The organism is Bombilactobacillus mellis, assembly GCF_000967245.1.
In the GTDB taxonomy this organism is placed as follows: Bacteria; Bacillota; Bacilli; order Lactobacillales; family Lactobacillaceae; genus Bombilactobacillus; species Bombilactobacillus mellis.
Window position 1 is genome coordinate 168,524 of the sequence record NZ_KQ033877.1, and the last position, 13,786, is coordinate 182,309.

Sequence of the window (13,786 nt, forward strand, 5' to 3'; positions counted from 1 at the left end):
TTATGGGAGTGGTTTTTTCTTATTCAGAAATTTTAAAAAGGCAATTACGACTCTTCTTGGTCTTCCTGTAATAGTTTTAATAGATTTTGGTCACGTTGGGCTACGATTTTTTGGGCCTGGCTGCTGTCCCAATTAAAAAATCCCTGACCACTTTTTAAACCCAAATGATTAGCAGCAACCATTTTTGTTAATAGAGGATCAGTTTTTTGTTCATTACTTAAATCAGCATATAAATAAGAACTAATATTTTTAAAAACATCTAGTCCGCCTAAGTCAGCGCTAGCGATCGGACCTACAAGACTCCAACGTCTTCCTAAACTATACTTAATAATTTCATCAACGGCCTGAGGAGACGCAATATTAGAATTAATAATATGAAAAGCTTCGCGTAAAACTGCTAATTGAATACGATTACCGACAAAACCCAGGGCTTCTTTTTGAAGTGCAACAGCATGTTTACCAATTTTATTGAGTAAAGCCACGGTCATATCAATGGTCTTTTGATCCGTGGCTGCACCCGGAACTACTTCAACTAAAGGCATTAACTGCGCCGGATTCCAAAAATGTGCTACTACAAAACGATGGGGTTTTTGTAAGACCTGTTGTATTTTGGAAGGACTTAAGCCTGAAGTATTAGTCGCCAAGATAGTTTTTGGATTAACGTATTGTTCGACCTTTTGCCAAACCTCTTTTTTGATGGTGATATCTTCTATTACGGATTCAATAACAAAATCAGCATTTTTCAGACTTTGTTTATAATCTGTGCTGGGATGAATCCGGTTCAAAATAGTTTGCGGGTCATCTTTTAAAAGATGAGCTTGGTCCAAGGTCTGGAGGTCATTTTTAATAAGCTGCAGGCCATTATTTAAAGCGGTTTGCTTATTATCTAAAAGATTAACGTGATAATTATTTAAAGCAAATTGTAAGGCAATGGCATGCCCCATAGTTCCGGCGCCAATATTAGTTATGTGAGTAATTTCATGTAGATCCATGTTCCAACCTCCTAAAAGAATTATGAGCCAAGTAGGTCATATTAAAACCCTATACTTGGTTAGTGCTAGATTCTGTGAACTAATGAACAAATAATATTGTAACAACTTTAAAAAAGCCGTACAAGTCTTAGTTATAGACCATAACCTTAGTAAATTCTTGGGGCTTATCCGAACCTGGTTTTTAAGGTAAAAGTAGTTCGATAGTTGATATTTTTGCTAATTAAGAGATGTCCGTCAAAGAAATTAAATTTATTTAACAACAAAATAAGGATTGAAAAATTATGATTTCAATCCTTGTTTACTTTTATGGGTGTATCTATTAATTATGATAAGCTTCTTTTCAATGATTATTGCAGATAGATTTTTTTAAGATCAGCAATTTCTTGAGGAGTTACTTTGATTTCATTTTGAACATAATTTAACCAGTTACCGGATTCTTTTTTAACCTCTTCATCTGCAGCAGACAGATAATCATGGCTCACCTGCATTAAAGATTTAACTGATTGGTATAACTCAGGATCATTATTGAATGGTTGCAGTTGTTCATTAATATAATCTTCTAGGACTGTATTAGTGAGTAAATAATCATTTACAATGGTTTTTTGATCCACACCAAGAGCCGTCATTAAAAAGACAGCACCCATGCCAGTACGGTCCTTACCAGCGGTACAATGAAATAGTACGGCCTGCTGGTCTTTTTCATTAGCTAATAAGTAATCAAAAAAGATTCGGTAAGCCTTTTTAGCGCTGTCTGAATGGATCAGTTCCCGATAAGTGTTACACATATTATCATGTCCGTCTTGGGGAATATCATTTAGGCCCTCAATATTATGTTGAGGCTGTGAAGCTTTTTCTTGTTCATCAAATTTAGAAGATTGGGTTAAATCGACACTAAATACGGGATCAAACACATATTTGGCTTTAGGGGGTACCCGATCGGCCACAGCTTGTTGTTCATCAATTGAGCGAAAATCAATGTCATAGCGTATGCCATAGTCACTCAGATATTGCAAATCCTTATCTGTTAATTGGCCCAAAGTGGCTGAACGGATGACTTTATGTGTTTTAATTACCCGGCCATCCTGAGTGGGATAGCCGCCTAATTCCCGAAAGTTCCGGCCACCTTCTAAATTTAAAAGACGCTTATTCTCCATATGATAATTTTACCTCCACCGCGTATTTCTTCTATTCTATCAAAAATTTCCCAAAAAATAACTACCGGTTTATATCGGAAAGATTGAATTTTATCGATAATAGACGTATTCTGATAATATATAGAGAGGGTGAAACCGATGCTACAAGAATATAAAAGAATATTAGCTCCAGTGGATGGATCAGATGAAGCTGAGATTGCTTTAAAAAAGGCGACCCAAGTTGCCATGCGAAATAATGCTACTTTAGATGTACTGGATGTGTTAGATACACGGCAATTCGTCGGTGCTTATGGCGGGATGCTAACCAGTGATGTAATTTATCAAATTACTGAAGATACGGAAAATTATCTGTCCGGCTTGCAGGAAGAAATTATAAAAACGGGTCTGCCTCAAGACCAAGTAAAAATTCATATTCGTTTTGGTGATCCCAAAACAGTCATTGCCTTTGATTTTTTGAAGGATTATCATGATGATTTAATTATTTTAGGTTCAACTGGACTCAATGCTATGGAGCGGATCTTAGTGGGTTCGGTATCTTCCTATGTTACTCGGAATGCGCTGACAGATGTGATTGTGGTACGAACTGATTTAAACAATCAGACCATTGCCAAATCTAATAATAAAAAATAAGGTATTCAGAAAAAGTTGGCCGTCAGACATAGTATGTTTGATGGCTGCTTTTTTATTACAGTGAAAGGATTTAAGTTATGAAAACTGTTAAGCAATTACCCCTAAGAAGTGAAATTCCTAGCGACTTGACGTGGGATTTGACGCTGGTATTTCCCAGTGATGCTGATTTTGAAGCGGCTTTTAAGCAAGCAGAGTTGGCAAACCAGAAAATTAAACAAATAGCCGGAACTCTTGGACAATCGGCTTCCAGTTTAAAAACGGGGATTGATCAAGTACTGGCTTTGTATCGGCAAGTAGATAAATTATCAGCCTATGCCAGCATGAAAAATGATCAAGATACAACTAATAGTCATTATCAAGCCTATCAGGCACAAGTAGAGACGCTGATAGCTGCCGTTAATGCTGCTACAGCCTTTTTAGAACCGGAAATTTTAGCGATTGCCCCTCAATATTTAAAGCAATTAGAACAGGATCCTTTATTGCAGGATTATCAACATTTTTTAGATATGATTACTATCAATCGCCGCCACATTTTGGATCAAGAGCGGGAATCTTTATTGGCAGCAGCAGGAGATGTTTTAGATAATTCCAGTAATATCTTTAATATTTTGGATAATTCCGATTTAAAATTTCCCAATGTTACTGATGAAAATGGGCAAGAATACCAATTATCCGCGGGTATCTATGATACCTTGTTAGAATCGCCTGACGTGACAGTGCGCTATCAGGCCTTTACTAACTTTTATCAGGTTTATGGTCAGTTTAAAAACACTTTTGCAGCTACTTTAGCCGGTGAGGTAAAAAAGAATAATTATTTAGCCCAGGTACACCATTATGATAGTGCCAAGGATCAAGCCCTAGCAGAAAATTATATTGCTCCACAAGTTTATGATACTTTGATTACCGAAGTTAACCAACATTTGGATTTACTTCATCAATATGTTGCCTTACGACGTCGGGTGTTAAATTTACCGCAGCTGCATATGTATGATTTATATGTACCTTTAGTTGCTAAACCAGATTGTGATTATACTTTTAATACTGCTAAAGAAATTGTTCAAAATGCTTTAGCCGTTTTCGGCACTGATTATTTAAGTCATGTGGAGGAAATTTTTACTGGGCGCTATATTGATGTTATGGAAAATCAAGGTAAAGTTTCCGGGGCCTATTCCGGAGGTTGCTATGATAGTGCACCCTATGAATTATTAAATTGGCAGAACAATTTAGATAATGTATATACTTTAGCTCATGAGACAGGACACAGTGTTCATAGTTGGTATACCAGGCATTATCAACCTTATATGTATGGTGATTATCCCATTTTTTTGGCCGAAATTGCCTCGACTACCAATGAAAATATTTTAACCGAATATTTATTACAAACACAGACGGATCCCAAGGTTCGAGCTTATGTTTTAAATTATTATTTGGATAGTTTTAAAGGGACAGTCTACCGGCAAACTCAATTTGCCCAATTTGAACATTATATCCATCAATCAGCGGCGCAGGGACAAGCTTTGACAGCCGATTTTATGTCCGATTATTATGGTAAACTCAATGCCCATTACTATGGTCCAGCAGTAATTAATGATCCTCAGATAGCTTGGGAATGGACGCGGATTCCACATTTTTATATGGACTACTATGTTTATCAGTATGCGACCGGTTTTGCTGCAGCTTCTTATTTGGCTAAACAAATAGTTACACAACAACCGCAGGCAATAACAAAATATTTAAATTATCTAAAAGCAGGCAATTCGAACTATCCTTTGAATATTATGCAGGAAGCGGGAATTGATATGACAAAAGGTGAGTACTTAAAAACAGCCTTTGCCACCTTTGCTCAACGTTTAAACGAGTTAAAAACTTTATTAAAGCAGTAAGCAGTAATGCTCGGAAGATAAATAATGACTTTAAAACCGTAGTTGTAAATATCTTTTTTAAGTGGGATTAATTAGAAGAAGGTTAGCAAATGGCCACAACTATTAAGCAAATCGAAGTTTTGGGCGGAAACGTCCACAATCTAAAAAATATTAATGTTAATATTCCGTTAAATAAATTTGTAGCTATTTCTGGGCTTTCAGGGTCAGGTAAAAGTTCTTTGGCAATGGGGATTTTGTACGCTGAAGGATCTAGACGTTATCTGGAAGCTTTATCGACTTACACTCGTCGACGAATTAATCAAGTCAAACGTCCTCAAGTTCAAGAGGTGCGGCATATTCCCGCGGCGATAGCTTTGAAACAAAGACCTAATGTGCCTTCGGAACGTTCTACTGTAGGTTCGATGAGTGAACTTTTAAATGTAGTGCGATTGATATTTTCACGCCTGGGTTCGCCAGTATGTCCTAATGGGCACCGGATGGCTCCTAGTTTAAAAATTGCTCAAGCAATGGATCGTCCGGATGAAAAAATGGGCCAATTAACCTGTTCTGTTTGTGGTATTCAGTTTCCTGCGCGAGCGGCAGAAGATTTTGCTTTTAATGCCGGTGGTGCTTGTCCCACTTGTCATGGCAGCGGGAAAATTCAAGAAATTGACCCTAATAAATTAATTGGTGATGAGAATAAAAGTTTAGCTCAAGGAGCGGTGGCTTCGTGGCATTTGCCGGGACGTAATTTTATGCCGAAAGTTATCCAAACACTGGGAGTGCGTATTGATGTACCTTATAAAGACTTAACTGCTCAAGAAAAAGACATTGTTTTACATGGAGCCAAAAAACGGTATCCAGTAGACTTAAATACTGCAACCGGCAGAGTTTTTCATATGGAGAAAGCTCTTTATGAAAATGCTTATGAAGCGGTATATGATTCCGCTAAAAAATCTCTGAGTGAACGGGCGCAAAAACAATTAAATCAATTTTTTCATTTTTCTACTTGTCCAACTTGTCACGGATCGCGCTTCAATCCACAATTACTAACACAATTATGCGGAGGGCTAAATATTGCTCAAGTGAGTGACTTGTCTTTAGATCAGTTACCAACTTGGCAACAAAAAGTCCAGCAGGAACTGCCGGCAAATATGCAATCAATGGCACAAGTGATCTTCACGGAATTGACAGATAATTTAGCGCCCTTATTAGAATTAGGATTAGATTATTTAACTTTAGCCCGTAGTGGTAATACTTTATCTACCGGGGAATTGCAGCGGATTCAATTAGCCAAGACTTTACGGACACAAACTACCGGTGTTTTGTATGTTTTAGATGAGCCTTCTATTGGGTTACATCCTGATAATGTGCAGGGACTCATTCAAATATTACGTAACTTGGTGGATCAGGGCAATTCTTTAGTGGTAGTAGATCATGATGCGGATATTATTGCAGCAGCTGATTGGATAATTGAAATGGGACCCGGCTCTGGTACTGCCGGTGGACAAGTTATTTGTCAAGGAACGCCGCAAGCAATAGTTAAAGATCCTCATTCTTTAATTGGTCCTTTTATTACCGGTAAAGCTAATATTTGGCATTCTCAAGTGCCATCACCTGCCCCAAAATTACAGACTACTACTTTAGCAGTAAGTAATTATTTCAATTTAAAACAGGTTCAAATTCAATTTCCAGAACAACAGATTATTACAGTTACCGGTTTTTCGGGAGCGGGAAAAACTAGTTTAATTCTGGATAGTTTGGTGCCCGCTTTGAACAATCACTCTCAATCACCGCAAGTTCAGCGGTTAGTGACGCATTTAAAACGGGCTATCAGTGTTGATGCTGCTCCCATTGGCAAAAATGCCCGTTCGACAGTAGCAACTTATACCAATATCATGGATAATTTGCGGCAGTTATTCGCCCAATTGCCAGCTTCCAAGCAAAAACATTTTACGCCAGCTACGTTTTCTTATAATAATAAACAAGGTGCTTGTCCTAATTGTGGTGGTTTAGGGAACGTTACTTTAGATATTCAATATCTGCCGGATATGACTTCCACGTGTCCGGTGTGCCACGGAGCACGGTTTAAACCCGAACTTCAACAAATTAAATGGCACAATCAGAGTATTGTGGATATTTTACAATTATCAGTAGCAGAAGCACTAGCTGTTTTTGAGTCTGTGCCTGCTATTTATAAACAGCTCAAATTATTACAACAAGTGGGACTAGACTATTTACAATTAGGAGAAAGTACTCCTAGTTTATCTGGTGGAGAAGCGCAGCGTCTCAAATTAGTAAAACATTTAAACAAAAAACAACAACAGACACTATTTGTTTTTGATGAGCCTTCTGTGGGCCTACATCCTTTAGACGTCCAGACTTTGTTAGAAGTTATTAATCATTTAAAAACACAAGGTGCAACTATCATTATTATTACTCATGATTTAGATATTATGGCTAATGCAGATTATTTAATTGATCTAGGGCCGAAAGGTGGTAACGCTGGGGGAAAAGTAGTAGCAGCCGGGAAACCGCTGGAGTTGATTAAACAGCCGCATAGTCTAACTTTAAAGTATTTACAGCATCATTGTTATAAATATCAACAGCAGTGAATAAGCATTAAGGTTATGGGGGAGATTCATTGTGAAAAAGAAGTTGGGGTTAGGTTCAATTGTTTTATTAGCGATTAATTCCATTATTGGGTCTGGAATTTTCTTATCGTCCGGTTCTGTCATTGCCATGTCAGGCACGAAAGCACCTATGGTCTATGGCTTGGCTGCTATTTTTGCCATTATTTTGGCAGTCACTTTTGCTACTGCGGCAAAATATGTAACTCAAAGCGGAGCGGCTTATGCCTATACTAGGACAGCTTTTGGGAATGATCTCGGTTTTTACGTCGGCATTACTCGTTATTTGGCCGCAACTATTGCTTGGGGAGTAATGGCGACCGGAGTAATTAAAACTACTATTTCGCTTTTGGGTGGCGATAGTAATAATTTTAATTTAATTACGCTAGGTTTTGTTTTACTGATGCTCTTATTGTTAATAATTAATTTCTTGGGATCGCAAATATTTATTATAATTAATAATTTAGCTACTCTGGAGAAACTACTGGCACTTTTAACAGTTATTGTAGCGGGAATATATTTGATTACAACAACGGGAGTAAATCATTTTAACGCGATCAATAATGTAAAAGATGCTGGCGGAAAGCCGCTAGTTCCAGTAATGAATACCGCTAATTGGGTGACAGCAATTATTGCTGCTTTTTATGCCTTTACGGGCTTTGAAGGGGTGGCCAGCGGAGCAGAAGATATGCACAATCCGCAAAAGAATTTGCCCCGGGCTATTCCTTTAGCTATTAGTGTCATCGCTCTTATCTACATTGGCATTATTATTGTAGTGATGATGATTAATCCGCAAGCTATAGTCCAAACTAAATCTGTAGTAGCTTTGGCAGCAGTTTTTCATAATCCCATTATTAAAAACATTATTTTATCTGGTGCTTTAATTTCTATGCTGGGAGTTAATGTTGCGGCCTCTTTTCATACTCCTCGTGCTTTAGAAGCGATGGCGAAACAAAAGCAAATTCCCCGCTGGCTGCAAAAAAGAACACGGCATAATTTTCCTTTATCAGCTTTTTTAATAACTGTTAGTCTGGCGCTGATTATGCCGCTGGTTTTTAATTATAATATGACCAATATTATAATTTTAAGTTCCATCTCGCGTTTTGTGCAATTTTTAGTAGTGCCTCTAAGTGTGATTAATTACTTTAGAGGCAAAAATAAAGAAGCAGTTTTACCTAATGTTCAGAAAAATATCGTGACTGATGTGATTTTTCCGGTTCTGGCGGTGTTATTGACATTGTTCTTATTATTAAAGTTTGATTGGGTGGGACAATTTACCGTTCTTGACACCCAGGGGCAACGCCAGCCTAATATTGCCGCCATCATCGTAATGATTCTGGGGTATGTAATTTTACCGGGAATTTTATATGGCTTCTACCGAAAAACGACCGCTCAGCATTAAAATTAATCATTAAAACTCTTGCAAACAGTTCCAAGAACTCTAATCAAGACTAAGATTGTAATGTTGTGATTAAGGAAAAAATAGATGTAAACTGGAAAGTACTGAATGAAACAGTTATAATTTGCTAGTAAAGATTCGAGGAGGTATTTCTTATGCAAGCAGAGGCATTGAGTCAAATGGCCGATTGGCTGGAAGATCACGCTACCGCAATCGCAGCTGGAAAAGAGCAATTAGATGTGCAAGCTATTAATGATTTACTTGATAATCTGGGTGTGTTACGACATCCGGTACAAGAATATTTGACAATGACAGAAGAACAATATTATGAAAATGAATCAGATCATCGCCTGACTTTGCAAAATGAAAAGCAGCCGTTATCTGAATTAAAAGATCGTGTACTGGTTAATCATGTAGACGGCAGTTTAGCTAATAGTGAATTAAACTTCACTTATAATCATGAACATCCGTATGCTAATGGCACTTATAATGTGACTAACGATTTACATACAATTGAGTATGCGTTGGAAGTTATTGGTGCTGTGACTGCCAATACCATTATGGCTGATGTGCGTAATAATTTATCACAAGATGCAGTTTTATCAGTAGCTTTAGCAGCACATGCAGTTGGACAATGGCAAAAAAATAATTCCTGAGTCTTTTTGTTTGCAAATTGGAACTGATTTAGCTAATATATCCCGGTATTTGTTTGTAGGAGGGATATATTAATGCCGGTAACTTACTTACGGAAAGTTAAAGCAAATGAATTAGATCGGGTAATTGAAATTATTGAAGAGGCCAAGACTGTTCTGCGCGGACGCGGGGTTAATCTTTGGCAAAATGGTTATCCTGATCAACAAACTTTGAAAAGTGATATTAAGCGTGGAATAGCTTATTTTTTAATTAAAGATAATCAAATTGCTGGCGTGGCTGCCTTAGAAACACAGGGTGAAGCAAGCTATGACAAACTGGAAAATGGTCAGTGGAGTCCACAATCACAGAAACATTATGCCATTTTTCATCGGGTAGCAATTGCTAAAGGTCATCAAGGAGAAGGTCTAGCTTCAATTTTTATCCAACATTTACTTTCAGTTGCAGCAGCTTTAGATATTCAAGATATTCGTATTGATACGCATGCTGATAATTTGGCAATGCGGCATGTAATTGAGAAAAATGGTTTCACCTATTGTGGTAATATCAATGATGCGCAACAATTGCCATTAGTTGCTTACCAACGTTTTATCTAGGATAGTTTTTCAATTTTGTTGCTGGGAGAAAATGAGATCTCCTGAGAACTTATTTTCTTCATTTAAAAAGGGAACAAAAAATGAAAATTTTTTCAAAAATTTGGTCGAATCTGTTATTAACTACAAAACACAAAAATGGACTCTATCAACTAAAATATTTACAACAGCCTTACCTTTTACAGGTTCAAAAAAAGCAGCAAATTTTATGGCCGCAACAAACAGGGGCAATGTATTATCGCCTCCTGCCTACAGAGCGTTTTCGCTTAGTAGAAGTACAGCCGCGGTTTTTTGTTCAGCAATATTTACAAGAATTTGCTAAGCGGGTATCAGCTGTAGTCCAAAATGATGATTTAAACTTTGCGGTAATTACTGATACGCATATCAAATTTGCTGATAGTCACAGTTATTATGGTTTTAATGGTTTACAGCATCTGACAGAATTTTTATTATTGCCGACATTATTACCGCTAGATTTTGTCGCCCATTTGGGAGATGTGATTGATGGCAGTGATAATGCAATTACCGACCAGCAATTTTTACGGGTGGTTAGTCGAACTTTTACCCAGCAATCATGTCCCTATTTTATTGCTAAAGGTAATCATGATGATAATGATAAGTATGATGAGCATACAGCTACGCATAAGCCTTCTTTTGCCCAGAATACTTTTTTTAATGCACTGTGGCAGCCTATGTATCAACAAGATACTTTATTGAAAGTATCAGCACGTTGGGGTGTAGGATATTTTGACAAGGATGAGGTACGGGTAATCTTTATTAACACCACAGATGTTCCTTTTCAACTGGATCAGCAAGGGCGAAAAAAGTATGATAGTAAATTAGTACTTGCAATCCGTAATGGACAAATACAGGAAATTATTCAAATCCTGGAGAAATCTGTGAATAAAAAAATTATTGTGTGCGGACACGCCAATTTAGTAACTCGTAAAGGACAAAATGCCTTAGAATATAATGGGAAGGCTATGCATGATCTTTTTAAGGCATTTAATTGCGGTTTAAAGGGCCGATTAGTCCATCAGGCTAAGGATACTAATTTTTCAGTAAATGTTGCTTTTGATTTTCAAAATAATCATTCAGGGCGTGTAGTTGCCTACTTGTGTGGTCATCGCCACCTAGAAGATCAATTTAAAATTGATGGTATTCAGTATGTTTTATTAAATGTCTCTGCCTTAATGGGAAGGAACCACGCCTTAACTACTAAATATAACTATTGGTGGAATCGTCAAAAAGATCAAATCAATGAGTTCAGCGGTTATGTAGTGAATTTGAATCGGCAGAACACATTATTAAGAATTTTTGGTTATGGAGCAGCAACACCTCGGCGCCAGTTTTCGATTTAGTTATGTTTGGAGTAGTTTATTGTATTTCTTCCTGGATTAAATTTTGTTATAATACACTAGGGGAGATAGACCATTGTAAAGGAACGTGAACTGTTATCAATAATCAAAATATACCTCCATTTACTCCGATTTTATTAGGGAGTGATATCAATGCTTACGGTTTTGCAAGGTCGTTTTATGAAATAACCCATCAGCCGGTACAAGCTTATGCGGAAGCTCCTTTAGCTCCGACAAAATACTCTCGAATTATTCATGTAAGTTTGCATGACGGCTTTGCTGAAGATCCTGTCTTTATTGAAACGATGCGTAAAATTGCTTCTAAGTATGCTGACCATTCAGAACCAGTGATTTTATTGGCAATGGGTGATGGATATGCGGAATTAATTGCGAAACATCAAGCTGAGTTGGAGCAGACCTTTATCTGTCCTTATGTAGATTATAAATTATTACGACGATTAAATAATAAAGAATCATTCTATCAGATTTGTGATGAATATAATTTGCCGCACCCACAAACACAAATTATTACTCGGCAAATGTATCAAGAACATGTTAAAATAAAGGCTCCCTTTGAATTTCCGGTAGCTTTAAAACCCGCTAATAGTGTTGAGTGGCTGGATATTCATTTTGAAGGTCGCAAAAAGGCCTTTATTATTCATTCACAGACAGAATTAGAAGAAATTATTGGGAAAATTTATGATCATGGTTATCAATCGGACTTGATTTTGCAAGAATTTATTCCCGGTGATGATTCCCATATGCGAGTGTTGAATGCTTATGTCGACCAGTATCATCATGTAAAAATGCTCTGCTTAGGGCATCCGTTATTAGAAGATCCTACACCAGCTGCCATAGGTAATTATGTCGCAATTTTGCCGGAGTATAATCAAAAACTGTACGATTTAATCCAGAAATTTTTGGAAGATATTGAATTTACCGGTTTTGCGAATTTTGATATGAAATATGATGATCGTGATCAAGAGTTTAAACTATTTGAAATTAATTTACGGCAAGGACGCAGCAGTTTTTATGTTACTCTAAACGGCTATAATTTGGCGCAATATGTAATTGCGGATTATGTAACCGGGTCTTTAAAAGATCAGGATACTATTTATGGCAATAAGAATAAAGCACAACATCAGTTATGGTTAGGTGTTCCTGTTCATGTTTTTAAAAAGTATGCTCTAGAAAATCAGGCTAAAGAAGTGGCTTTAGAGTTATTGCGCCAAGATCGTTATGGGACTACTGTTTTCTTTAAAGGGGATATGAGTTTTAAACGTTTCTTATTAATGAGTTATATGTTTTATCGTTACCGCGGACGCTTTAAACGTTATTTCGCAGAAAACAAAGGTCAAGATTTGCATTAGTTAAAGGGGGTTATGATATTGAAACCAATTGAGGAATTAAAAGATTATCATGTAAAAAGAATTACGCCTAAAAGGGTGTTAGTGGCAATTGATGTTGATGATTTTACCTCTTCGGATCAGGCTTTTGATTTTGCTTGTACAATTTCCCTGCCGGCTCAGGCTCAATTAGGGATTGTAACTGTAGTAGAAAGTCGTGATATCAATGTTTTTGACAGCTTGTCTCCTGGTAAAATGGATGAAAAGCGGCTTGAAGCTTCCCACGATTTAATGACTTATGTCAAGAAGGCACAGGAATTTGGACTGGTAGATACTAAGCCAATTTTAACCGAAGGAACTCCGGATAAGGCAATTTTAGACGAAGTAGTTCCGCAATTTAAGCCGGATTTGATTGTGGTAGGTTCAGAAACTAAGAAGATTAGTGGTAAAACTATCGGTTCACAAGCTGAAGGAATTATTGAACGTTCACCTGTGAGTGTAATTGTTGTCAGATAATTAATGTCAAGTTGAAAAATATTTTTAACCAGTTAGATGAAGTTTATCTAACTGGTTTTTTAGTATTTAAAAAAGCTCTCCAAATTCAGAAAAATTACGAGAGCTTTTTTATAAAAAATAAGAATAATTTTAGTTGCTTACTATTATAATTTAGGCCAGCTTGAGTTGTCTTTGAATTTGGGCAACTATTTGCTGGGGTGTTAATTCGTCAGTAGGAATAATAATATTTGCGAGTGCTTGATAGAGTGGATTACGTTTTTTTTGGAGTTTAATTAAAGCTGTAGTGTCGAGATCATTAACTAAAGGTCGACTGGTGTCATTTTGAATACGTTGAAAGGTTGTTTGAATATTAGTAGAAAGCCAAACAATCGGAATCTTACTGTGGGCTAGTAAGGCAGCATTTGGGGCAATGATCGGGGTACCGCCTCCGGTAGATAAAACTCCGGGCAATTTTAAAGTTTGCTTTAAATATAATTGCTCTAGTTGGCGAAAGTAAGTTTCACCTTTAGTGGCGAAAATCTCAGTGATACTTTGCTGGGCTTTTTGCATAATAAATTCATCTAAATCAATATGATTTGTCGCTAAGGTTCGGGCTAAAAGCTGACCAATGGTTGTTTTACCACTGCCCATAAAGCCAATCAGAATAACTTGCATT

Annotated in this window: 12 protein-coding genes; 9 read left to right on the forward strand and 3 right to left on the reverse strand. The window is 37.0% G+C overall.

The genetic code is table 11. From position 1 onward, the window contains the following. Positions 1-44: 44 nt before the first annotated feature. Both JG29_RS00745 and JG29_RS00750 read right to left on the reverse strand, forming a co-directional pair. Positions 45-992 (reverse strand): 3-hydroxyacyl-CoA dehydrogenase family protein, encoded by a 948-nt coding sequence (locus tag JG29_RS00745; protein ID WP_045922062.1) that lies wholly within the window; start codon positions 990-992, stop codon positions 45-47. Between the two features lie 347 nt (positions 993-1,339). Continuing rightward, complete coding sequence (locus JG29_RS00750; protein WP_045922063.1) at positions 1,340-2,146, reverse strand: tyrosine-protein phosphatase; 807 nt, start codon at positions 2,144-2,146, stop codon at positions 1,340-1,342. A gap of 138 nt (positions 2,147-2,284) precedes the next feature. On the opposite strand from JG29_RS00750, the gene JG29_RS00755 reads away from it, so the two are divergent. The 9 genes from JG29_RS00755 (at position 2,285) to JG29_RS00795 (ending at position 13,131) form a co-directional block, all read left to right on the forward strand. Further along, a complete protein-coding gene (locus JG29_RS00755; protein WP_045922064.1) occupies positions 2,285-2,776 on the forward strand; it encodes a universal stress protein in 492 nt (163 codons plus the stop codon). 77 nt (positions 2,777-2,853) lie between these two features. Beyond that, a complete protein-coding gene (gene pepF, locus JG29_RS00760) occupies positions 2,854-4,659 on the forward strand; it encodes an oligoendopeptidase F (RefSeq protein WP_045922065.1) in 1,806 nt (601 codons plus the stop codon). An 89-nt stretch (positions 4,660-4,748) separates the two neighbouring features. After that, positions 4,749-7,253 (forward strand): excinuclease ABC subunit UvrA, encoded by a 2,505-nt coding sequence (locus tag JG29_RS00765; RefSeq protein WP_045922066.1) that lies wholly within the window; start codon positions 4,749-4,751, stop codon positions 7,251-7,253. Between the two features lie 31 nt (positions 7,254-7,284). Further along, positions 7,285-8,670, forward strand: coding sequence for an APC family permease (locus JG29_RS00770; protein ID WP_045922067.1), 1,386 nt, complete (start codon positions 7,285-7,287; stop codon positions 8,668-8,670). A gap of 152 nt (positions 8,671-8,822) precedes the next feature. Then, complete coding sequence (locus JG29_RS00775) at positions 8,823-9,323, forward strand: hypothetical protein (protein WP_045922068.1); 501 nt, start codon at positions 8,823-8,825, stop codon at positions 9,321-9,323. A gap of 72 nt (positions 9,324-9,395) precedes the next feature. Beyond that, positions 9,396-9,914, forward strand: a complete 519-nt coding sequence (locus JG29_RS00780; RefSeq protein ID WP_045922069.1) for a GNAT family N-acetyltransferase — start codon at positions 9,396-9,398, stop codon at positions 9,912-9,914. A gap of 80 nt (positions 9,915-9,994) precedes the next feature. Next, the gene (locus JG29_RS00785) at positions 9,995-11,272 is read left to right on the forward strand and encodes a metallophosphoesterase family protein (RefSeq protein WP_052696261.1); all 1,278 of its coding nucleotides are present in this window, start codon (positions 9,995-9,997) and stop codon (positions 11,270-11,272) included. A 95-nt stretch (positions 11,273-11,367) separates the two neighbouring features. Then, positions 11,368-12,639, forward strand: coding sequence for a carboxylate--amine ligase (locus tag JG29_RS00790; protein WP_045922070.1), 1,272 nt, complete (start codon positions 11,368-11,370; stop codon positions 12,637-12,639). An 18-nt stretch (positions 12,640-12,657) separates the two neighbouring features. Then, the gene (locus JG29_RS00795) at positions 12,658-13,131 is read left to right on the forward strand and encodes a universal stress protein (RefSeq protein WP_174789632.1); all 474 of its coding nucleotides are present in this window, start codon (positions 12,658-12,660) and stop codon (positions 13,129-13,131) included. Positions 13,132-13,281: 150 nt separating this feature from the next. Here the strand turns inward: JG29_RS00795 and JG29_RS00800 are convergent, their stop codons facing one another. Then, positions 13,282-13,785 (reverse strand): shikimate kinase, encoded by a 504-nt coding sequence (locus JG29_RS00800; RefSeq protein ID WP_045922072.1) that lies wholly within the window; start codon positions 13,783-13,785, stop codon positions 13,282-13,284. Position 13,786 lies beyond the last annotated feature (1 nt).

What these genes read in the sequence shown, in the direction of transcription:
- JG29_RS00765 (WP_045922066.1), top strand. Translation starts at nt 4,749, where the DNA reads ATGGCCACAACTATTAAGCAAATCGAAGTTTTGGGCGGAAACGTCCAC.
- JG29_RS00745 (WP_045922062.1), bottom strand. Translation starts at nt 992, where the DNA reads ATGGATCTACATGAAATTACTCACATAACTAATATTGGCGCCGGAACT.
- JG29_RS00800 (WP_045922072.1), bottom strand. Translation starts at nt 13,785, where the DNA reads ATGCAAGTTATTCTGATTGGCTTTATGGGCAGTGGTAAAACAACCATT.
- JG29_RS00775 (WP_045922068.1), top strand. Translation starts at nt 8,823, where the DNA reads ATGCAAGCAGAGGCATTGAGTCAAATGGCCGATTGGCTGGAAGATCAC.
- JG29_RS00780 (WP_045922069.1), top strand. Translation starts at nt 9,396, where the DNA reads ATGCCGGTAACTTACTTACGGAAAGTTAAAGCAAATGAATTAGATCGG.
- JG29_RS00785 (WP_052696261.1), top strand. Translation starts at nt 9,995, where the DNA reads ATGAAAATTTTTTCAAAAATTTGGTCGAATCTGTTATTAACTACAAAA.
- pepF (WP_045922065.1), top strand. Translation starts at nt 2,854, where the DNA reads ATGAAAACTGTTAAGCAATTACCCCTAAGAAGTGAAATTCCTAGCGAC.
- JG29_RS00750 (WP_045922063.1), bottom strand. Translation starts at nt 2,146, where the DNA reads ATGGAGAATAAGCGTCTTTTAAATTTAGAAGGTGGCCGGAACTTTCGG.
- JG29_RS00755 (WP_045922064.1), top strand. Translation starts at nt 2,285, where the DNA reads ATGCTACAAGAATATAAAAGAATATTAGCTCCAGTGGATGGATCAGAT.